Annotated in this window: 19 protein-coding genes and 1 tRNA gene; 15 read left to right on the top strand and 5 right to left on the bottom strand. The window is 67.3% G+C overall.

Annotated elements, in window-relative coordinates; translation table 11 throughout:
- Positions 1-165: 165 nt before the first annotated feature.
- The 4 genes from JOF55_RS06730 to JOF55_RS06715 all read left to right on the top strand — a co-directional run bounded on the left by JOF55_RS06730 (position 166) and on the right by JOF55_RS06715 (position 5,097).
- The gene (locus JOF55_RS06730; protein ID WP_310271193.1) at positions 166-939 is read left to right on the top strand and encodes a DUF6319 family protein; all 774 of its coding nucleotides are present in this window, start codon (positions 166-168) and stop codon (positions 937-939) included.
- Between the two features lie 194 nt (positions 940-1,133).
- Positions 1,134-2,381, top strand: coding sequence for an MFS transporter (locus JOF55_RS06725; protein ID WP_310271191.1), 1,248 nt, complete (start codon positions 1,134-1,136; stop codon positions 2,379-2,381).
- Positions 2,382-2,390: 9 nt separating this feature from the next.
- Positions 2,391-2,831, top strand: coding sequence for a hypothetical protein (locus JOF55_RS06720; protein WP_310271187.1), 441 nt, complete (start codon positions 2,391-2,393; stop codon positions 2,829-2,831).
- A gap of 175 nt (positions 2,832-3,006) precedes the next feature.
- Positions 3,007-5,097 carry a transglycosylase domain-containing protein gene (locus JOF55_RS06715; protein ID WP_374727240.1) on the top strand — a complete coding sequence of 697 codons (2,091 nt, stop codon included), beginning with the start codon at positions 3,007-3,009 and terminating at the stop codon, positions 5,095-5,097.
- 16 nt (positions 5,098-5,113) lie between these two features.
- Here JOF55_RS06715 and JOF55_RS06710 read toward each other — a convergent pair whose 3' ends face one another.
- Together JOF55_RS06710 and JOF55_RS06705 are read right to left on the bottom strand one after the other, a co-directional pair.
- Positions 5,114-6,070: a CPBP family intramembrane glutamic endopeptidase gene (locus JOF55_RS06710; RefSeq protein WP_310271181.1), complete on the bottom strand. Its 957-nt coding sequence runs from the start codon at positions 6,068-6,070 to the stop codon at positions 5,114-5,116.
- Positions 6,071-6,181: 111 nt separating this feature from the next.
- Positions 6,182-6,385: a hypothetical protein gene (locus JOF55_RS06705; protein WP_310271177.1), complete on the bottom strand. Its 204-nt coding sequence runs from the start codon at positions 6,383-6,385 to the stop codon at positions 6,182-6,184.
- A 6-nt stretch (positions 6,386-6,391) separates the two neighbouring features.
- On the opposite strand from JOF55_RS06705, the gene JOF55_RS06700 reads away from it, so the two are divergent.
- Positions 6,392-7,741 carry a serine hydrolase domain-containing protein gene (locus JOF55_RS06700; protein WP_310271174.1) on the top strand — a complete coding sequence of 450 codons (1,350 nt, stop codon included), beginning with the start codon at positions 6,392-6,394 and terminating at the stop codon, positions 7,739-7,741.
- A 106-nt stretch (positions 7,742-7,847) separates the two neighbouring features.
- Here JOF55_RS06700 and JOF55_RS06695 read toward each other — a convergent pair whose 3' ends face one another.
- Entirely contained in the window at positions 7,848-8,045 is a 198-nt protein-coding gene (locus tag JOF55_RS06695) for a hypothetical protein (protein WP_310271172.1), read from the bottom strand.
- 65 nt (positions 8,046-8,110) lie between these two features.
- Here JOF55_RS06695 and JOF55_RS06690 point away from each other — a divergent pair, with 65 nt between their 5' ends.
- The 3 genes from JOF55_RS06690 to JOF55_RS06680 all read left to right on the top strand — a co-directional run bounded on the left by JOF55_RS06690 (position 8,111) and on the right by JOF55_RS06680 (position 10,077).
- Positions 8,111-8,452, top strand: a complete 342-nt coding sequence (locus JOF55_RS06690; protein WP_310271169.1) for a GntR family transcriptional regulator — start codon at positions 8,111-8,113, stop codon at positions 8,450-8,452.
- A 102-nt stretch (positions 8,453-8,554) separates the two neighbouring features.
- Entirely contained in the window at positions 8,555-9,007 is a 453-nt protein-coding gene (gene arfB / locus JOF55_RS06685; RefSeq protein WP_374727239.1) for an alternative ribosome rescue aminoacyl-tRNA hydrolase ArfB, read from the top strand.
- Between the two features lie 110 nt (positions 9,008-9,117).
- Complete coding sequence (locus JOF55_RS06680; protein ID WP_310271163.1) at positions 9,118-10,077, top strand: patatin-like phospholipase family protein; 960 nt, start codon at positions 9,118-9,120, stop codon at positions 10,075-10,077.
- Positions 10,078-10,239: 162 nt separating this feature from the next.
- Here JOF55_RS06680 and JOF55_RS06675 read toward each other — a convergent pair whose 3' ends face one another.
- Positions 10,240-11,400: a S1 family peptidase gene (locus JOF55_RS06675; RefSeq protein ID WP_310271161.1), complete on the bottom strand. Its 1,161-nt coding sequence runs from the start codon at positions 11,398-11,400 to the stop codon at positions 10,240-10,242.
- Positions 11,401-12,176: 776 nt separating this feature from the next.
- Between JOF55_RS06675 and JOF55_RS06670 the strand changes: the two genes are divergently transcribed.
- Positions 12,177-12,815 (top strand): class I SAM-dependent methyltransferase, encoded by a 639-nt coding sequence (locus tag JOF55_RS06670; RefSeq protein WP_310271159.1) that lies wholly within the window; start codon positions 12,177-12,179, stop codon positions 12,813-12,815.
- Between the two features lie 265 nt (positions 12,816-13,080).
- Positions 13,081-13,224: a hypothetical protein gene (locus JOF55_RS06665; protein WP_310271157.1), complete on the top strand. Its 144-nt coding sequence runs from the start codon at positions 13,081-13,083 to the stop codon at positions 13,222-13,224.
- Positions 13,225-13,257: 33 nt separating this feature from the next.
- On the opposite strand, the gene JOF55_RS06660 is transcribed toward JOF55_RS06665, so the two are convergent.
- A tRNA-Arg gene (locus tag JOF55_RS06660) sits at positions 13,258-13,330 on the bottom strand.
- 161 nt (positions 13,331-13,491) lie between these two features.
- Between JOF55_RS06660 and JOF55_RS06655 the strand changes: the two genes are divergently transcribed.
- The 5 genes from JOF55_RS06655 to thrC all read left to right on the top strand — a co-directional run bounded on the left by JOF55_RS06655 (position 13,492) and on the right by thrC (position 20,097).
- Positions 13,492-14,412, top strand: a complete 921-nt coding sequence (locus tag JOF55_RS06655; protein WP_310271155.1) for a cation diffusion facilitator family transporter — start codon at positions 13,492-13,494, stop codon at positions 14,410-14,412.
- Between the two features lie 76 nt (positions 14,413-14,488).
- Entirely contained in the window at positions 14,489-16,150 is a 1,662-nt protein-coding gene (argS, locus tag JOF55_RS06650) for an arginine--tRNA ligase (protein WP_310271152.1), read from the top strand.
- A 138-nt stretch (positions 16,151-16,288) separates the two neighbouring features.
- Entirely contained in the window at positions 16,289-17,707 is a 1,419-nt protein-coding gene (gene lysA / locus JOF55_RS06645; protein ID WP_310271151.1) for a diaminopimelate decarboxylase, read from the top strand.
- Positions 17,708-19,012: a homoserine dehydrogenase gene (locus JOF55_RS06640; RefSeq protein ID WP_310271148.1), complete on the top strand. Its 1,305-nt coding sequence runs from the start codon at positions 17,708-17,710 to the stop codon at positions 19,010-19,012.
- Positions 19,009-20,097 (top strand): threonine synthase, encoded by a 1,089-nt coding sequence (thrC, locus tag JOF55_RS06635; RefSeq protein ID WP_310271146.1) that lies wholly within the window; start codon positions 19,009-19,011, stop codon positions 20,095-20,097. Before JOF55_RS06640 ends, thrC begins: the two co-directional genes overlap by 4 nt.
- The last annotated feature ends 61 nt before the right edge of the window (positions 20,098-20,158 follow it).

Raw genomic sequence — 20,158 nt, 5'->3', positions numbered from 1 at the left:
CCGGAATCCTACGCAGCCGGGATTCCACGCAGCCGGAGTCGTACACCGAATCCCCAGGCGGTTGAAAAATCCCGCGTGGCCGGAAGCTTCACGGGGTCGAACTCCGGACGTCGGCTGGGCCCTGCCCCGGCATGGTGGGATCCTGCTGTCGGAGCAGGGATATCGATGTCTCAGACCCGTGCACTTTCGTCCGATGAGGTTCGCGGTCTCCGCGAGGAACTGGCTGCGGGGGGCACGCCCACGGTGTGGTTCACGTCCTCGGCGGTGGGGGTCCAGGAGGGCCGCTCCGGGAAGGTGACCGCCCTGGACGAGCCTGCGGAGGGTGACTTCATCCAGGTTCGTCCGGCGGGATCGAAGGACGTGTTGTCGTTCTCGGCCGGAGAGGTGACGGTCGTCAAGCCCGCGCGCCGGAGCAAGGATACGGGGGCCGCGGCGAAGTCCGGGGCTGCGAAGTCCGGCGGTGCGGGCAAGTCCGGCAGTACGGCGAAATCCGGCAGTGGCGACAAGCCGACCGCCAAGGCCGCTGCGACGGAATCGGCGAGTCGGCCGGAGACCACCGAGTCCGTCGCGGACGGTCCGGCGAAGCCGAATTCCTCGAAAGGCACGTCGACGACGTCGTCGGCCTCGACAGGAGCGGCTCGCACCGATACGGCCGCACGCCGGAAGCCGCGCCAGCCGGCCGGGGCGAGCGTGACCCTGACGGCGGGTTCGGATGGCCAGTGGAGCGTCGAGGTCAGCAACGGGAAGAAGCGAGTCCTTCGCCCCATGGTTGTTCCCGCCTCCGCGGTCGCCCATGCCGCGAAGGCACTGCACGAGGATGTCGCCCAAGCGGTCGAGCCGTTGCTCGAAGCAGCACGGGAGCATCAGCGTGCCCGGGTCGAGCAACTTCAGCAGGAACTGTCCGAAGCCCAGCGGATGCTCGATGACCTGAGCGAATGATCAACGGGCACGCCCGGCTTTCGACGTGAAAACCACGTGCTGCCCGGTGGGTGAGGCGGCGGTGGAGGACAACTACACTCGCGTAGCGGCGGCACCCCGATCCCCCTGGGGTGCCGCCTTTTTCGCGGCACATCGTCGCAAGTCCGGTTCCGGCTGAGCCGGACACACCAGAGGCGCCTTTCGCGGAGGGGCAGATGCGGTTTCGAGCCGAGTCACGTTCCCTCGGGGCGCGTTCCCTCGATGACGAGGCTCCGGCCCTGCGCAGCCGTTCCTTCCTGATGTTGCTGGTGGCGACTCTGGGCGCGTTCTCGGGTTTTGTGCTGCTGCTGCCGGTCGTTCCGCTGTGGGCGGTCGAGGCGGGTACGAGTGAGGTCGCGGCGGGGGCGACCACCGGCGTATTCATGCTGGTCACAGTCCTGACCCAACTGGGGATGCCGTGGCTGCTGCGGCGGTTTGATCATCGGCTGGCACTGGGACTGGGCACGTTCCTGATCGGTGTACCCGCTCCGCTGTTCGCCCTGGCGGCCGAATTGTGGGCACTGTTGGCGGTATCGGGCTTGCGCGGTGTCGGGTTCGGGCTTTTGACCGTGACCGGCAGTGCACTGGTGGCCGAACTCGTGCCCGCGCCACAGCGTGGCCGGGCGGCCGGGCTCTACGGCCTCGCGGTCGGTCTGCCCAACGCGATACTCCTGCCGGTGGGGGTGTGGCTGGCCGAGCACATGGGATTCGTCCCGCTGTTCTGGATCGCCGGGGTGCTGCCCATCGCGGCGGCCATCGCCGTCGCCGGAATCGCCCCCGCCCGGAACCATGCTGCCCGAGACGGGGTTGCCCGGGACGAGGTGGCCCGGGACGGCACCGACCATCCCGAGACGGGCCGGGGCCGGAACTTCCCGGTCGGCCTGCTGCCGCCATGGCTGGTGATGACGGCCGTGTCGATCGTTGCAGGCGGTGTCATCGCCTTTCTCCCCCTGGCGGTCGTGTCCTCGATCGCGCCGGTGGCCCTGCTGGCCTTCGGGATGGCCACGACGGGTTGTCGGTGGCTGGCCGGGCAGGTGGGAGACCGGTTCGGCTCGCAGGCCGTCCTGCTGCCCTCGGTCCTGATGGCGGTGCTCGGGATGGCGGCTGTCGCCGTGGCCGCTGCCGGACCGGCCATTGTCGCGGTTCCCGGGGCACTGGTGCTCGGTGGCGGTTTCGGTGCGGTGCAGAACGCGACCCTGGTGCTCATGTTCGAACGGGCCCGATCCGGCCCGGCGAGTACCGCGTGGAACGTCGCCTACGACGCGGGCAACGGCATCGGTGCGACCGGCTTCGGCGTGCTGATCGGTGTCGTGGACTACCCGGCGACCTTCTCCCTCGCGGCCGTACTCGTCCTCTGCAGCGTCCCGTTTGCCCTGCTCAGGTCAAGCACCCGTGCGAAAGCCCGTACCGGAGCAAGCCCTTAGGATAGGGGTGTGAAGCGTCGTCTGCTGACTCCGGGCTGGGTGCTGCTGCACCTGGTGTTCCTCGCGGCCTTCGCTGCCTCGCTCTGGTTGGGGTGGTGGCAGTGGGAAAGTGCGCAGGAGGCGGGTGGCAGCTTCCGCAATCTCGGCTATGCCCTGCAGTGGCCGCTGTTCGGCGCGTTCGCGTTGTTTCTCTGGTACCAGGTGGCGCGCATGGACCTGCAGCGGGCCGCGGAGGAGCAACCGGATATTCCCGTCTCCGAGGACGGAACGACAGCGCTCCCCGACCCCGAGGCCGACAGCGCCGACCCGTCCGAGGAGCCGTCACGGAGCCGGAAGCGTTCTCCGGTGCCCCCGCCCGCACCTCCGGTGGACGCGGATGAGGACCCGGAGCTGGCTGCCTACAACCGGTACCTCAGGGAACTGAACGAAGCCGAGCGGCAGCGCTGCTGACGCCTGCCCGGTCGGCTCCGGCGGCCTCGGACGTGGTGGTCGAAAATCGACACGCCGCTCGGAGCCGCGAGGATTCGCCACCGCACCCTGGATCCATTCGGGGGAGGCATGCCTCGATAGGGTGTCCCTCGATCGGCGAGTGCCAAGTGGATGAGCCACGGGGATTGGGGCTGATGTGCGCGGCGGCGTGCTTGTGAAGCTGTTCGGATTATGCGTCCTGACGGGTGTGCTGGTGGCCAGCCTGATGTTGCCGATGGCCGTCGGCGCAGGCGCTTTCGTCAACCGGACCACCACTGCGATGTCGCGGATGTCCGACTCGCTGGAAAAGCAGCGGATGCCGTTGATGACCAAGGTCACCGACCGCAACGGCGATCCGCTGGCTTACTTCTTCGAGGACTACCGGATCCCGACACCGGCCGATGAGATTTCCGACACGATGAAGGCCGCGATCACCGCGATCGAGGACAAGCGTTTCTGGCAGCACCACGGGGTGGACTGGCAGGGCACCATGCGTGCGCTGGCCACGAACATCGCCAGCGGCACGGTCAAGGAGGGCGCCTCCACGATCACCCAGCAGTACGTGAAGAACTACCTCGTTCACGTGGCGGCCGACAACGCGGTGGAGGCGCAGGACGCGAAGGAGACCACCATCGCGCGCAAGCTGCGCGAGGCCAGGATCGCCGTCGGACTGGAACGCACCATGACCAAGGAGGAGATCCTCACCGGATACCTCAACGTGGTGCCCTTCGGTAACCAGACGTTCGGCGTGGGGGCAGCCGCGCAGACCTACTTCGGCACCACCCCGGACAAGCTGACCATCGCGCAGTCGGCGTTGCTGGCTGCGATCGTCAATGCGCCGGGAGCGCTCAACCCCAATACGCACCCACAGGATGCCTTGCATCGCCGCAACCTGGTCATCGACCGCATGGCCAATCCGGGCAACCGGATCCGGATCACCCAGGAGGATGCCAAGCGGGCGAAGAAAAAGCCGTTGGGGATCATCTCGCCGCTGGGCCGCCCGCCGAACGGCTGCGTGAGCATCGGTGACGGCACCACCGACGGGTTCTTCTGCGAGTACCTGAAGAGCTACCTCGAGCGGGCCGGTTTCACCGAGAAGCAATTGAACACCGGCGGCTACACCATCCGCACCACGATGGACCGCAAGGCCACCGAGGCGGCCAAGGCCGCCGCCGAGGCCCAGGTGCCGACCCTGACCAAGGGCATCTCCAACGCGATGGCCGTCGTGGAGCCCGGCACGAAGAAACACAAGGTGCGGGCACTGGTCGCCAACAAGGATTACGGCAACGACCTGAGCAAAGGACAGAAAGCCCGGGACATCGTCAGCAAGGTGCAGCCCTTCGGCGCCGGCTCGGTGTTCAAGATCTTCACCGCTGCGGCGGCGCTCCAGCAGGGCATGAGCATCCACGACGTGATACCGACGCCGCCGTCCTACACGTCCCCGGTGTACGGTCCCGGCGGCAGCGGTTACACGGTCCACAACGCGGCGGGCGTGGCGCCGGGCCCCCGGACGCTGCAAGAGGCGCTGGCGACCTCGCCGAACACGGCATTCGTCATGCTGGAGGAGAAGGTCGGCCTGAGCAATGTCGTGGACATGGCCACCAAGCTCGGAATGCGCCGCAGCATGACCAAGGTGGACTCCCACGGGAAGTCGCTGCAGAAGGGCGAGTTGTCCGAGGCGCAAACCATCAAGCGGAACAATTCGGGCTCGTTCACGCTCGGCGTGTCCTCGGTGAGCGTGCTGGAGCTGTCCAACGTCATGGCCACGATCATGAGTGACGGTCTGTGGTGCCCGCCGACACCGGTCGAGTCCGTCACCGACCGCAACGGCAATCGCGTGCCGGTCAAGCAGAAGGCGTGTGAGCAGGTGATCTCCCCGCGGATCGCGGAAGCACTGGCGAAGGGTATGAGCAAGGACCACCTGCCGGGCGGGACGTCCCATGCTGCGGCGCAGGCAGCCGGGTGGGACCGGCCGTTGGCGGCCAAGACCGGTACGACCCAGCGGCACCAGTCCGCTGCCTTCGTGGGGGCGACCCCGCAGATGGCCGGAGCGGTGCTGACCTATGCCAGCGGCAGCAATCCGCAAGGCATCTGCGTGGTGGGCCCCGGTAACCCGCCGTACCTGTGCGGTGGTGGCGGCAACATCTACGGCGGCACGGTTCCCGGGCGTACCTGGTTCAACGCGATGACCGAGATTCACGAAGGACTGCCCGCGGTGCCACTGTCCGCCGCGCCACGAAGCCCGTAGATGTGCGCGGGATCGGTCAGGTTCTCGGGCGGCTGAGCCTGCCCTTGGTCAGGCCGGGTTCCCGGGGGACCGGATTCGGCACGGGAAGCTTGTGCAGGGCGATCAGCACGAGAATCAGCAGGACCAGCACGATCCAGCCGGACCAGCCCAGTAGGCCCACCGAGACGTTGGGGACCGGTTGGTCCGCAGCGCTGAACACCATCGGCAGCGTGGCCGAGGCGTTGAGGAAGCCGTGGCCGATCACCGCGGGCCACACGCTGCGGGAGGCCAGGCGTAACCAGCCGAGCAAGGTGCCTGTCAGCGTGCAGAAGCAGATCATCATGATGAACGCCACGACCACCGGTGCGGTGGGGTAGTTGTAGCCGAGCACGAGGAGCGGAGCGTGCCACAACCCCCAGAGCACGCCGGTTACCAGAAACGCGCCCGGTTGCCCCAGTGGCAGGAGCGCCCGTGTCAGGTACCCGCGCCACCCCCATTCCTCGCCGAACGCCGAGATCACATTGAGCCACCCCAGCAGGAACGTCTGTACGGCGAGAAGCGGAAGGGCCGTGCTCGCCTGCATTCCCTGCTGATCGGTTGGGGAGAACCGCAACCGGTCGGACAGACCGGAGAAGTCACCCCAGTCGGCCTGGTAGACGCCGAGGGCGTAGCCGACCACGAGTGCGAGCATCATCACCAGCGGTGGAGCGAACCACCCGAGCAGTGCGTAGCGCCACCATGCCGCGATGCCGCCCCGATTGGTGATTCCCGTCTCGCGCAGCATCCTTCGGCGCGGACTGATCCACCGGTTGGTCACGAACGTCGCCACCGCGGGCATGAACATCATGGCGACCAGCACAACCGGGGACCATGCCCAGGACAGGCCTTGTCCGGTCAGCCACATCGGCAGCGTCAACAGCCACGCGGGCAGGTAGGCGACCAGCACGAAGCCGACCACGCCGCGAACATCCACTCGGTCGTACTCGGTGTCCATGCGGGCATCCTGTCAAACGGGGTCGGCAGGCAGGTTCCGTCCGGGTGGTGGTGGGGCACCGATCCGGTGCGGTTGTGTTCGCGGCGTGGTGGGGCGGCCGCCAGCCGGGGATCACTGCAGGGAGTTCCGCATCCGTATCGCCGAGGTGACCATGTTGCGCAGTGCGAAGTCGATCTCGGCGTGATCACGAGTCTTCAGCCCGCAGTCGGGGTTGCCCCACAGCCGCTCGGCAGGCACCGATTCGAGGGTCGCTCGCAGCAGCTTCTCGACGCCTTCCGGATTCCTCTTGCCGACCTCGATGGCTCGCGAAAGCATGAGCGCATGTTGACAAGCTTGTTGCCCACGACCGAACGCGCCCTGCTCCGGCGGTTGGCCCGAGAACAGCGGGATGGCCGAGCGCCGTCGCTCATCGCGGGGTTGGTCCGGGACGGCGAGACGATCTGGGTGGATACGCGCGGTTGGGTCGGAGGAGAACCCGCGACCGCCGACACGCAGTACCGGATCGGTTCGATCACCAAGACATTCGTCGCGGTGCTGGTCATGCGGTTGCGCGATGAGGGGCGGCTCGACCTGGCCGACCGTGTCGAGGACCACGTGCCGGGCACCTCGGTGGGGGAGCGTCCGATCTGGCAACTGCTCGCCCATAACAGCGGGCTGACGGCGGAGCCGAACAGCGCGTGGTGGGAACGGACACCCGGCGTGGACAGCGAGACGTTTCTCGACGAGATCGACAAGGATGCGATGCGGCCGTATCCGCAACAGGTTTTCCACTACTCCAATGTCGGCTTCGGCCTGCTGGGCGAACTCGTGGCACGGCATCGTGGTGCGGACTGGACGGAGGCGTTGCAGCGCGAGATCCTCGATCCGCTCGGAATGCGGCGCACCACGACGCATCCGGTTGCTCCGTACGCGCGTGGCTGGGCGGTGCATCCGTGGGCCGATCTCGTGCAGGAAGAGCCCACAGAGGACGCGAAAGCGATGGCGCCCGCCGGGCAACTGTGGTCCACGGTGGATGACATGGCGCGCTGGATGAACTTCCTCGGCGGGGACACCGGGGAGGTCCTGCATCCCGACACGGTCATGGAGATGCGCACTCCGACCACTGTGGACGACGCAGGCACGTGGACGGCGGGTATCGGACTCGGTCTCCAGTTGCAGCGACATCGCGGGCGCAGGCTTGCCGGGCACAGTGGCTCGATGCCGGGATTCCTGGCGAATCTCCTGGTCGACCCCGACGAGAACACCGGTGCGGTGTTTCTGGCCAATGCGACCGCCGGGCCGAGCGGAGCCTTGGCCGTGGATCTGCTGGACATTCTGGAGGAGCACGAGCCGCGGGTTCCGGAGCCGTGGCAGCCCGCTCCGGTCGATCCGGCGCTGCTGGAACTGACCGGGCTCTGGTACTGGGGACCGACGGCGCATGTGGTGCGCATTCTGCCGGACGGGATGCTCGATCTCGTGCCGTGGCAGGGCAAGGGCAGGGCGTCACGGTTTCGACCGAACGCCGATGGCACCTGGACCGGCCTGGACGGATATCACCGGGGTGAGTGGCTGCGTGTCGGTCGGGCCGCGGACGGAACGCCGAACCACCTGGATCTCAACACGTTCATCTTCACGCGCTCGCCCTACGACCCGAACGCCCCGGTGCCCGGAGGCGCCGAATCCTGGCGCTGATCGACACGCCTTCGGTCGAGGCCCGGTTCCTGCAAAAAATGCAGTTTCGCGCGAAACTGCATTTTTTTCGCTCCGAGAGGGACATGGTTGCCGAAACGGACGGCGCTCAGTGCCGTTCCTCCGGGGAAGGTCCCTGCGTGTGTCTCCGGCCCCGAAGGGGCCTTCCGTGATCGCCGGGGGAACCCCGGAAAAACTTCCGCATGTCCCACAAGGACTTACCGGCCACGATGTAGAACACCCAGCTCACGAGCGTTGCCACGACCGCAAAGCCGGCGAAGACCATCGCGATGACCTGCTCGCTCATGATGCCTCCTTATAAGCTAGTTGTGCTAGTAATACTATTACTTTCATGCTACTGTGTGAAGCACCATGCTGCGCCTCGATTCGGCCGAACCCGGCCCACTGCACGAGCGGATCGCCGCTGCAGTACGCCGTGCCGTCTGCGACGGGGAGCTCGAACCAGGGACCCGGCTGCCCACCGCGCGAGAGCTGGCGAGCCAGTTCGACGTCAACATCAACACGGTTCTCCGTGCCTACCGACAGTTGTCCGCCGAAGAGCTCGTCGAGCTACGGCGCGGACGCGGGGCCATCGTGCGCGGGGATGCCGACCGCGCACGCCTCTACAGCCTCGCGGACGAGTTGCTTGCCGAGGCCGCCCGGCTCGGGATCAGCAGGGGAGAGCTCGCCGCACTACTGGCGAGTCGCTCCTGAAGAGGTGGCTGTGTCCGGCACAGCGATTGCCGGTGGTCCGGTCGTCAGCGATTCGGTCGGGGCAGCGTTCGGCGCGAAAACCGGTTCGGCTCTTGCAGTGTCATGCGGCATCCTGGGGACGTGACCGAGGACTTGCGCATTACGCGGCGGCTGTTCATACCGTCGGCGGAACTGAGCGAGCGTTTCTCGCGTTCGTCCGGTCCTGGCGGGCAGGGCGTCAACACCACCGATTCGCGGGTGGAACTGTCGTTCGACCTCGGAAACTCGCCGTCACTGACCGAGCAGGCTCGGCAGCGCGCGCTGGCCCGGCTGCACCATCGGCTCAGCGATGGTGTGCTCACCGTCGCCGCGTCCCGGCATCGCAGTCAGCTGGCCAACCGCAGGGATGCGCGCGAGCGCCTGGCCGCAGTACTGGCCGAGGCCGTCGCGCAGCCACCGCCCACCCGTCGCCCCACCAAACCGAGCAAAGGGGTCCAGCGGCGCCGTCTCGAGCACAAGAAGCGCCGGGGTGAGATCAAACGGCAGCGGCGCCGGGGCGATCCCGGGGAAAGCTGAGTAGTCGCCTGCCGAGGGGAGATGGCTCCGAACGGTCTCGACCGTTCCGGCATTGTCGAAGGTCCACCGCTATTTTGGTGGTGTGGCAGGCGCGCAGAGAGGGGACACGGATGCGGACGGCGTGGGTGTTGCCGGGCGGATCCACCTTCGGAGCGATTCAGGCCGGGCTGGTGACGGCGCTGTTCGAGGCCGGTATCGAGCCGGAGATGGTCCTCGGTACCTCGGCCGGTTCCCTCAACGCTGCCTGGCTGGCAGGCGATCCCTCCAGCCGGGGCGCCGAGAAGCTCCGGGAGCTGTGGAACTCGATGCGGCGCCGTGACGTGTTTCCCATTCAGCCCGTACGCATTCTCGCGGGCAAACTCGGTCTGTCCAACAGCTTGATGAGCAGCCACGGGCTGGCTCGCTGGGTGCATCGCACCCTGCCGTACCGGCGGATCGAGCACGCGCGGATCCCGCTGACCATCACCGCCACGGACATCAACAGCGGTGACGGCGTGTATTTCGAGCACGGTCCGGTGCTGCCCGCGCTGATCGCCTCGTGCTCGATTCCGGGCATGTTTCCTCCGGTCCGGATCGATGATCGGTGGCTTGTGGACGGTGGGCCTGCCGCTTTCATGCCGATCAGCCGTGCGGTGGAACAGGGCGCCGACCGGGTTTACGTGCTGCCTTGCGGGGGGACCGAACCATTCGAACCCGTCGAGCCCGAGCGCGGTGTCGGTTCGATCGCGACACTGCCGCCACCGAAGAAACCTCCGAAGTCGATCAGCGGTCTCAACGGTGATGCGCTGGGCGCGGCCATGGCCTCCGCCGCCCGGCTCGACATGCAGCTCAACTCCACGCGGTGTGAGCTCCACGTGCTTCCCGCTCCATCGATCCACGGGCTCTCGCCGTACTCCTTCGCGCATTCCGGTGCCCTCATCGAGGAGGCGTGGCGGGCCGCCCGGAGGTGGTTGCCGACGGCCACCCCCGTACCGCCGGGGCCGGTGGACATCGGCGGAAATCCGGTGGTCGCGACCGAAGCCGGTGTCGACGGCCGCGGGGCGGAAGCCGCCGATCTCACGACGCGCTGAAGATTTTTGCGGCTCCTTTCACAGGAATTGTCCGATAGAGCAGTGTGCTCACCGGAGTGTCGGCAGGATTCTGCAGGCCGCCGCGGCGCGGTGAGACACGAGGTCGCCCCTGGCGAGTGATCGGTGGTCACTCGCCAGGGGCAGGCCGAGACAGGGGAAGGATCAGTTGGTGGCCAGTTGCAGGCCGTAGCGGTTCAGGACCTCGTTGACCGGCTGGAAGTACGTCGTCCCGCCGTAGGTGCAGTTACCCGAGCCACCCGAGGTCATGCCCTGCGCCTGGTTACCGCTGATGAACGAACCACCGGAGTCACCGGGCTCGGCGCAGACATCGGTGCGGGTCAGACCGTAGACGGATCCCTGGGAATACCGCACGGTCTGGTTCTTGGCCTCGATGACACCGCAGTGCCAGCCGGTGGTGGAGCCCGATCGGCAGACCGAGGAACCGACCGGCGCCTCCTGGGATCCGGCCACGGCACGGGCGTAGCCGTCGTACATGTTCACCCACGGCTTCGAGGTCCAGTTGGAGTTGGCCGAGACCCAGGCGTAGTCGTTGCCGGGGAACGACGATCCCTGGAAGTAACCCATGTGCTCCCGGTTGTGGCCGGATGCGGAGGTGCCTACGTCGCCGCAGTGCCCCGCAGTGACCATGCCTCCGCTGCGGAGCGGGAAGCCGACCGAGCAGCGCCCGCCGCTGCCCATGTAGTAGGCATCGCCGCCGATGAGATTGGCCAGGGTACGTGGGGACTTGCTGACCTTCTCGACACGTACCGAGTCACCGGCGGAACGGGCTCGCGCCAGGAACTTGTTGGCTTCGGCGCTGCGCTTCGTCGTGTCGAGGGTCACCACGACGCTGTTCGACCGGGTGTCCACGTACCAGCCGGTGACGCTGTCGGGAGCCGATGTCTCCATCCGGTCCAGTTCGGCCTTGGTGGCATTCAGTTCCTTCGTACTGTTGGCCACCACCTTGGGGACCGCTCCGGCGGAGCGGACAGCCGATTTCTCCGAGGCATCGGTCGTGCCGACGACGAGTTTGCCGCGATCGGCATCGAAGAATGCCCCGCCGAACGAGCTGCCCAAGGACTTCCGTAATGTGTCCTCGACTTTTCTGGCCTTGCTTTCCTGGGCCAGTCGGGTGCGAGCCTGTTCGGCGGTCAGGTCCAGATCCCGCTGCATCGCCTCGGACATCTCGGTGGCGGCAAGCGGTTCGGGGGATTTCGATTCGTCGGCCTGGGGATTCGCCATCGACGGCGTGGCCAATGCCGTGATCGTTCCGGTGGCGAGCAGAACCGCACCGGTTAATCGCATCGTTCGTTTCCGGCTCATGTTTTCTCTCCTGATCCGTATGCAGTGAGCACCCGCGCAGTGGGATCGGTGATGCTCGAAAAAACGCGGGGAGGTTACGGAAAAAAACTCGGGCCGAGTGTCGCGTCGAACGTGCGGAAACCGGTGTGCTGGGGCAGTGCACGGACACTTCCGGCCGGTTTGTCTTTTCTCTCGGGACTGCGTCGGTCGATTTCCGCCGTTCTGTTGGAAAACGGTAGGAAGTCGCGCGGCGAGAAAAAAGACTCCATTCGGACCAGCACCGTGCTGCGCGAATATTTCTGTGCAGGTCAGCGAAGTGGAAAGTGGGTTCAGAAGGCCGTGTGGCGATCGGCGAGTTTGTTTACCGTATTTCCCGTATTGCTCGGGCGGGGTGGTTCTGCGGGCCGAATGGCAATTCTGTTGAAAGTCGGTGCTCCGGATGCCGCGCTCGGAGGACACCTCCGGATGCGCCGGCTTGGTGATCACCGGTGCTGTGGGAAGGACGGAATCGAGCCGGGAGAGGTTGCACGGCGCCGCATACGCCGGGCCTGCGGACACCCGGTGAGTGGGCACGGAACTCGCTCGGCACGGAGTATCGGAAACCGGCATTCTCCAGGCCCGGGTCGGCCGCGCAGCACGCACGGTATCTCCGGGCACGCCCGAGCCGGGATACCGGCGATCCGGTCCTGCGCTCACTTGTTGCCGAATTGGCAAGCACGTTTGACGTGCTTCTTCCTGTTTGGCAACCCTGACCCCAGGTGCCGCAGGCACCGCGCAGTCGTCCCGGAGGAGTCTCGATGTCGACACCACAGCCCAGTGCCCCGAGGCAGTTCTGGGAAGAGCGCTACCGCGCCGACGAACGCATCTGGAGCGGGGACCCGAACCCACTGCTCGTGCGTGAGATCAGCGCCCTGGAGCCAGGCAATGCTCTGGACCTGGGCTGTGGTGAGGGTGGTGACGTCCTATGGCTGGCCTCGCACGGATGGCGGGTGACCGGCGTGGACATCTCCGCCACAGCGCTGGGGCGGGCGGCGACCCATGCTGCGGAGGCTGGTCTCGCTGAGCAGACGGCGTTCGAGCAGCACGAACTCGGAATGACCTTCCCCGAGGGAAGCTTCGATCTGGTCAGCGCTCAGTTCCTTCAGTCACCTGTCGCACTGGACCAGGACGGCGTGCTCAAACGGGCCGCCGAAGCGGTCGCGCCGGGTGGCACCCTCCTCGTCGTCATGCACGCTGGATGGCCCTCCTGGATGGAGGAACACGAGTACCCGTTCGATGCCGTCTTCCCCACGCTCCAGGGCTTGCTTGCGATGCTTGCGCTGCAGAACACCTGGCGGGTGGGGACTCTGGAGGCTGTGGAACGACCCTCGCCATCGCCCGACGGCAAGCCCGGCACACGGGTGGACAACGTGTGGCGACTGGCCCGTACCACCTGAGCTGCCACGCCACGAGACGAGGACCACCCGCACACCGGCGCGGCGCACATCGGTGAGATTCCTGACCTCTACGGAAACCGATGGAACTTGATCGAGTTGTGCCGGTGGGCCGGTCGTCCCGGGGACTTGCTGTTCGTGCTGATGCTCCTCGGGTCTTTCGCGCACGAGGTGACCGGCGACGTGTTGGGGCAAGGCTGCGGGGAGCGCGGATCGCCCCGCGATCCCCGGTAGCCACAGGTACGGCAGCGATCGCCTCCGGGCGGACGTGAAGATCGTTCAACAGATGCTCGGGCACAAGACCGCCACGATGACGCTGGATCTCTACGGCCACCTGTTCCCGGACCGGCTCAACGGCATCGCCGACCGGATGGACTTGGCCGTACGTGCCCCAAATGTGCCCCAGAAGTGATCTCGGGATGGGACACATGGCTTCTGACCTGGGTGCCCTCGGCAGGACTCGAACCTGCGACACCCGCCTCCGGAGGGCGGTGCTCTATCCGCTGAGCTACGAGGGCTCGTCATGGCGACGGGACACAGCCTAGCGCACCGTCGCCGACGACGTGAAAGGGGTATCCCGGTGCCGGATGAAGGCTGGTCGAACGACGCGTGACGCCGACTGCGAACGACTTATGCATATGTCACTATATATCTGAAACGGACGACTGGAGGTGTGGAAGTGGGCCACGGTCACGGCCACGGCGGGCCCGGGGAGACAGCCACGAGCGCGTCGGGGCACTACATTCGGCGGCTTGCCGTGTCCCTGGTGATCCTGCTGGCGTTCTTCGTGCTCGAAGCCGTTGTGGGTTTCCTGACCTCCTCGCTGGCGCTGTTGTCCGATGCGGGACACATGCTCACCGACGTCCTCGGTGTCGGGATGGCACTCGCGGCCATCACGGCCGCACGGCGCCCTGCCGCGGGCAAAAGCACCTTCGGCCTCTACCGGATCGAGGTGCTGGCGGCCCTGGCCAACGCCGTACTGCTGACCGGGGTCGCCGGATACATCGTGTACGAGGCGGTCGGGCGCTTCCGGAACCCGCCCGAAGTCGCCGGTGTGCCGATGATGGCGACCGCGGCGGCGGGGCTGGTGGCGAACCTGGCGGTGTTCGTCCTGCTGCGCGGGGGAGCAGGTGAGAGCCTGAACGTGCGCGGCGCCTACCTGGAAGTGCTCGCCGATGCGGTGGGTTCGGTCGGTGTGCTCCTCGGTGGTGTGCTGACCTGGGCGTTCGGCTGGTATCTCGCCGACCCCGTCGTGGCCATCGCCGTGGGGCTGTTCGTGCTCCCGCGTACCTTCAAACTGGCCAGGCAGGCACTGCGCATTCTGGTGCAGCAAGCTCCGGAGGGGATGGATGTCCACGAGCTCCGCGCGGAACTGACCGACCTGCCCGCGGTGACCGACGTGCACGACCTGCATGTGTGGACGCTGACCTCCGGCATGGAGGTGGCCTCCGCGCATCTGACCACCAGATCCGATGCCGACCACGGCGACGTGCTGGTTGCTGCCCAACGCCTGCTGTCCGAGCGCTATCGCATCGACCACGCCACGCTGCAGGTCGAGCCCACGGAGAGCGCGGGCCGCTGTCACAATCTCACCTGGTGAGAGCGCGGCCCGTGTCCCGGCCCGAGTTGTCAACCCGTTGGCTGAACAGCAGTGACGTTTCCTTAGACTGCATCAGGTGACTCCCGCCGCGCTCGCAGAACTGGTTCGCAATACCGCCGTGCAGGTCCTCGACGCCCGAGGGCTCGACACCTCGGTGCTCCCGGAGACCGTGACGGTCGAGCGACCTCGCAATCCGGAGCACGGCGATTACGCGACCAACGTCGCCATGCAGGTGGCCAAGAAAGCCGGTGTGCCCCCCCGGGAACTGGCAGGCTGGTTGGCCGAGGCCCTGACCTCGGAGAGCTCCATCGCCTCCGTGGAGGTCGCGGGCCCGGGATTCTTGAACCTGCGGTTGGCCGCCGACGCCCAGGGCGAGATCGTGCGCCAGGTGCTCGGCCAGGCCGACGTCTTCGGCAGCGGCGAGCTCTACCGGGGCAGGCGCATCAACCTCGAATTCGTCTCGGCCAACCCGACCGGGCCCATTCACCTCGGCGGGACTCGCTGGGCCGCCGTCGGTGACGCGCTCGGCAGGGTCCTGGCAGCGCAGGGTGCCGAGGTCACCCGCGAGTACTACTTCAACGACGCGGGCGCGCAGATCGATCGTTTCGTGCGCTCCCTGATCGCCTCGGCGCGAGGCGAGCAGGCACCGGAGGACGGATACGGCGGTTCCTACATCGACGATATCGCCGCCGAGGTCGTGCGCGGCGAGCCGCAGGTGCTGGACCTGCCCCCCGACGAGCGGCACGAAGTGTTCCGGCGCACCGGGGTCGGTCTGATGTTCGACGAGATCAAGCGCAGCCTGCACGAGTTCGGCACCGACTTCGACGTGTTCTTCCACGAGGACTCGCTGCACACCTCCGGGGCGGTGACGCGGGCCCTGGACACGCTCAAGGAATCCGGCAACCTGTACTACGCCGAGGGCGCCTGGTGGTTGCCCTCCTCCGAGTACGGCGACGACAAGGACCGGGTACTCATCAAAAGCGACGGCGACACCGCCTACATCGCCGCCGACGTCGCCTACCTGCGGGACAAGCGCAGCCGGGGATTCGACCTGTGCCTGTACATGCTCGGCGCCGACCATCACGGATACATCGCGCGGTTGAAGGCGGCTGCCGCGGCCCTCGACGACGACCCGTCCGCCGTCGAGGTGCTCATCGGGCAGATGGTGAACCTGGTCAGCGAGGGCAAACCGGTTCGGATGAGCAAGCGAGCGGGTACCGTGGTGACGGTGGAGGACCTCGTCGATGCAGTCGGGGTCGACGCCGCCCGATACTCGCTGATCCGGTCCTCGGTGGATTCCCCGGTGGATATCGACCTGGACCTCATCAGCAAGCGCACCAACGAGAACCCGGTGTTCTACGTTCAGTACGCACATGCGCGGTTGTCGTCGTTGCAGCGCAATGCCGCCTCACTCGATATCGATCGGGGTGCGGTGGCCGATGCGGACCTGTCGCTGCTCACGCACGACCGCGAGGGCGACCTGATCCGCACGCTCGGGGAGTTCCCGCGCACGGTGCGGGCGGCGGCGGAACTGCGGGAACCGCACCGCGTCGCGCGCTACCTGGAGGACGTGGCCAGTGCCTACCACAAGTTCTACGACGCCTGTCGTGTTCTGCAGCCCGGCGACGACCGGGCCGGTGCGCTGACGATCGCCCGGCTCCACCTGTGCGAGGCGGCGCGCCAGGTTCTGGCCAACGGCCTCGACCTGCTCGGCGTGAGCGCACCGGAACAGATGTAAAAAGTGGTGGAAGTCCCTCGTCGCTCCCCGGTGTGGCCTGCAAGGCAGTGCTGGCCCACGCGGAAGTCCGACAGCCGGGCGGCGGTTGAAGCAACCACCGAAGCAGGTTTTCGAACACCCTTAGGAGGAGGCGCAAGCATGCGCGCCCATCCCGCAGGCCCACGGCACGCCGACGTCGTCGTGCCCGGCGGTACTCCCGGTCCCGCACCGGCTTCCGTGGCGGAGACCGCGCGGCTGCACCCGACGGTGTGGCCGCACAATGCCGTGCGCGGCGAGGACGGGGTCACCCGGCTTGCCGGTCTCGACGTGCGCGAACTCGCCGAGCGGTACGGCACCCCGCTGTTCGTGCTGGACGAAGCGGACTTCCGCGCGCGCTGTGCCGAGTACGCCGCGGCCTTCGGCGACCCCGCCTCGGTGCACTACGCCGGAAAGGCGTTTCTGTGCACCGAAGTCGCACGGTGGGTTGCCGAGGAGGGGCTGAGCCTGGACGTCTGCACCGGCGGCGAGCTGCGCGTGGCCCTGCGCGCCGGGTTCCCGCCCGAGCGGATCGCCTTCCACGGCAACAACAAGTCCGTCGCCGAACTCGCGGCGGCGGTCGAGTCCGGGGTCGGAGCCGTGGTTCTGGACTCGTTCCACGAGATCACGCGCCTGGAGCACGTGGCGCGGGAGCGCGGGGTCCACCAGCCGGTGATGATCCGGATCACGGTGGGCGTGGAGGCACACACCCACGAGTTCATCGCCACCGCACACGAGGACCAGAAGTTCGGTTTCTCGCTGGCGGCCGGGGACGCCGCCGAGGCCGCACGCCGAGCTCTCAAGGCCGAATCCCTGGAGTTGGTGGGCCTGCACAGCCACATCGGTTCGCAGATCTTCGACGACGACGGCTTCGAGCTGGCGGCCCACCGGGTGGTCGGGTTACTGGCCGAGCTGCGTGCGGAACACGGGGCCGAAGCGGTGTCCTCGCTGTCGACCGTGGACCTCGGTGGTGGCCAGGGCATCGCCTACACGCCCGAGGACGATCCGCTGCCTGCCTCCGAGCTCGCCGAACGTCTCCACAAGATCGTGCGCAAGGAATGCGCCGACGCCGGGTTCGAGCCGCCGCGCGTCGCCGTCGAACCGGGCCGGGCGATCGCCGGGCCGGGGACGGTGACTCTCTACGAGGTCGGCACGATCAAGGATGTGGCTCTCGACGGTGGAATGTCCCGCCGGTACGTCAGCATCGACGGCGGCATGAGCGACAATGTGCGCACCTCGTTGTATGACGCGGCTTACGACTGCCGACTGGTCTCCCGTTCGGGTGAGGAACCCGGTGTGCTGTCCCGCATCGTGGGCAAGCACTGTGAGTCCGGTGACGTAGTGGTGCGCGACTGCTGGATGCCGGAGGATATTGCCCCCGGAGACCTGCTCGCGGTAGCCGCCACCGGGGCGTACTGCTACGTGATGGCCAGCAATTACAACCGCTTGCCCAAGCCCGCCGTGGTCGCGGTGCAGGACGGGCAGGCGCGGATGCTGCTGCGCAGGGAGACCGAGGACGACCTGCTCCGGCTGGAGGTGTGAGTGATCGAGGATCGTGAACCGATCAGGGTGGCGCTACTGGGATGCGGCACGGTCGGAACCGAGGTGGTGAGTCTGCTACAGGCTCGCCCATGGGAGTTCGCCGCGCGAATCGGAGCGCCCGTCCAGGTGACGGGCGTGGCGGTACGCCGCACGCACAAGCATCCCGAGGTGCCGGAGCACCTGTTGACCACCGACGCTGCGGCGCTGGTCAACGGTGATGTCGATCTTGTCGTGGAGCTGATCGGCGGGATCGAACCCGCCCGGTCGTTGCTGCTGCAGGCGTTGCGAGCGGGCAAGTCGGTGGTGACGGCGAACAAGGCATTGCTGGCCGAGTACGGTTCGGAGCTGTATGCGGCGGCCGACGCCGCGGGAGCCGACATCTACTTCGAGGCGTCCGTGGCCGGTGCGATTCCGCTGCTGCGGCCGCTGCGGGAGTCGCTGGCCGGTGACCGGATCACCCGGGTCATGGGCATCGTCAACGGCACCACGAACTACATCCTCTCGGCGATGGACTCCACCGGTGCGAGTTACGCCGAGACGCTGGAGGAGGCCGGACAACTCGGCTATGCCGAGGCGGACCCGACGGCGGACGTGGACGGCTTCGACGCTGCCGCGAAGGCGGCTATCCTGGCCTCGCTGGCTTTCCACACCAGGGTGACGGCCACCGACGTGCACCGGGAGGGCATTTCCGGGGTCGGGGCCGGTGATATCGAGGCCGCGAAAGCGCTGGACCGCACCGTCAAGTTGCTGGCGATCTGCGAGCGGGTGCTCGACGAGGAGGGCAACGAGTCCGTCTCGGCACGCGTGCACCCGGCGATGATTCCGCGCAGTCACCCGCTGGCCGGCGTCGGCGGTGCGTTCAACGCGGTATTCGTGGAAGCCGAGTCGGCGGGCCAGCTCATGTTCTACGGCCAGGGGGCCGGGGGTGCACCGACGGCCAGCGCAGTGCTCGGTGACCTGGTCGCGGTCGCCCGCAACATCGTGGTCGCGGGCAAGGGGCCACGTGAGTCGGCACATGCGCAGTTGGCGGTGCAGCCGATGGGCGCCACACCGACGCGATACCACATCAGTCTCGATGTGGCCGATAAACCCGGTGTGCTCTCGCAGGTCGCGGCCATGTTCAATGACCACGACGTGAGTATCTCGGTGGTGCGCCAGCATGGCCGGGGAGCGGATGCCAGCCTCGTCGTGGTCACCCACACGGCGCTCGACTCGGCTCTGCAATCCACAGTGGAAGAGGTCGCGCAGCTTTCGGCGGTGCACGACGTGGCCAGCGTGATGCGGGTGGAAGGTGAGCAGTCGTGACGCCGGGAATCCAGGCATTACCCGCTTCCGGTGCCGGTTGGCCCGGCCTGATCGAGGCATACCGGGAGCGGGTGGAAGTCCCCGAAGGCGCCCGCGTGGTGACCCTGCACGAGGGCAACACTCCCCTGATCGAGGCCCAGCATCTTTCGGAGCTGACCGGATGCCGGGTGTATCTGAAGGTGGAGGGGGCCAATCCCACGGGTTCGTTCAAGGACCGGGGGATGACGGTGGCGATGACCCACGCGGTCGCGGGCGGCATCCAGGCCGTGATCTGCGCTTCCACCGGCAACACCTCGGCGTCGGCCGCCGCTTACGCCGCGCGTGCCGGACTGACCTCGGCGGTGCTGGTGCCCCAGGGCAAGATCGCGATGGGCAAGCTCGCGCAGGCCGTGGTGCACGGTGCGAAGATCCTGCAGGTGCAGGGCAACTTCGACGACTGCCTGGAGCTCGCCCGCAAGACCTCCGCGGAGTATCCGGTCACCCTGGTGAACTCGGTCAATCCGGTGCGGATCGAGGGGCAGAAGACCGGCGCCTTCGAGGTGTGCGACGTGCTCGGCCGCGCGCCGGACGTGCACTGCCTGCCGGTGGGCAACGCGGGCAACATCACCGCCTATTGGAAGGGCTACGCCGAATACGCCTCGGACGGGGTCATCGAGGCCACACCCCGCATGTTCGGTTTCCAGGCCGCCGGATCGGCTCCGATCGTGCACGGGGAGCCGGTCTCGTCGCCCGAGACGGTGGCCACGGCCATCCGCATCGGGAGTCCGGCGTCGTGGCAGGCCGCGCTGGCGGCCAAGGAGGCCTCGGACGGCCTGTTCTCGGCGGTGACCGATGAGCAGATCCTCGACGCGTACCGGCTGTTGGCCTCCCGGGAAGGCGTGTTCGTCGAGCCCGCCTCGGCCTCGAGCATCGCCGGATTGCTGGATACTGCCGCGGACGGTCGGTTGCCCAGCGGGTCGACGGTGGTCTGCACGGTCACCGGACACGGCCTCAAGGACCCCGACACCGCACTGGCGGGCATGGTCGAGGTCGAACCGTTGCCCGTGGATCCCAACGCGGTGGCCACGGCTCTGGAGCTGTCATGAGTTCAGCGGGGAGCGAACGGAACTTTCACCCTCCGAGAGGGGACGAAAGTTCCGCTCGCTC

It is taken from the genome of Haloactinomyces albus, from assembly GCF_031458135.1.
In the GTDB taxonomy this organism is placed as follows: Bacteria; Actinomycetota; Actinomycetes; order Mycobacteriales; family Pseudonocardiaceae; genus Haloactinomyces; species Haloactinomyces albus.
Note: the sequence above shows the minus strand (reverse complement) of the source record. Positions and strands in the feature narration are given on the sequence as shown.

What these genes read in the sequence shown, in the direction of transcription:
- JOF55_RS06695 (WP_310271172.1), bottom strand. Translation starts at nt 8,045, where the DNA reads ATGAGCGAGCAGGTCATCGCGATGGTCTTCGCCGGCTTTGCGGTCGTG.
- lysA (WP_310271151.1), top strand. Translation starts at nt 16,289, where the DNA reads ATGCGCGCCCATCCCGCAGGCCCACGGCACGCCGACGTCGTCGTGCCC.
- JOF55_RS06690 (WP_310271169.1), top strand. Translation starts at nt 8,111, where the DNA reads ATGCTGCGCCTCGATTCGGCCGAACCCGGCCCACTGCACGAGCGGATC.
- JOF55_RS06705 (WP_310271177.1), bottom strand. Translation starts at nt 6,385, where the DNA reads ATGCTTTCGCGAGCCATCGAGGTCGGCAAGAGGAATCCGGAAGGCGTC.
- JOF55_RS06725 (WP_310271191.1), top strand. Translation starts at nt 1,134, where the DNA reads ATGCGGTTTCGAGCCGAGTCACGTTCCCTCGGGGCGCGTTCCCTCGAT.
- JOF55_RS06700 (WP_310271174.1), top strand. Translation starts at nt 6,392, where the DNA reads ATGTTGACAAGCTTGTTGCCCACGACCGAACGCGCCCTGCTCCGGCGG.
- JOF55_RS06675 (WP_310271161.1), bottom strand. Translation starts at nt 11,400, where the DNA reads ATGAGCCGGAAACGAACGATGCGATTAACCGGTGCGGTTCTGCTCGCC.
- JOF55_RS06670 (WP_310271159.1), top strand. Translation starts at nt 12,177, where the DNA reads ATGTCGACACCACAGCCCAGTGCCCCGAGGCAGTTCTGGGAAGAGCGC.
- JOF55_RS06710 (WP_310271181.1), bottom strand. Translation starts at nt 6,070, where the DNA reads ATGGACACCGAGTACGACCGAGTGGATGTTCGCGGCGTGGTCGGCTTC.
- JOF55_RS06680 (WP_310271163.1), top strand. Translation starts at nt 9,118, where the DNA reads ATGCGGACGGCGTGGGTGTTGCCGGGCGGATCCACCTTCGGAGCGATT.
- JOF55_RS06730 (WP_310271193.1), top strand. Translation starts at nt 166, where the DNA reads ATGTCTCAGACCCGTGCACTTTCGTCCGATGAGGTTCGCGGTCTCCGC.
- arfB (WP_374727239.1), top strand. Translation starts at nt 8,555, where the DNA reads ATGCGGCATCCTGGGGACGTGACCGAGGACTTGCGCATTACGCGGCGG.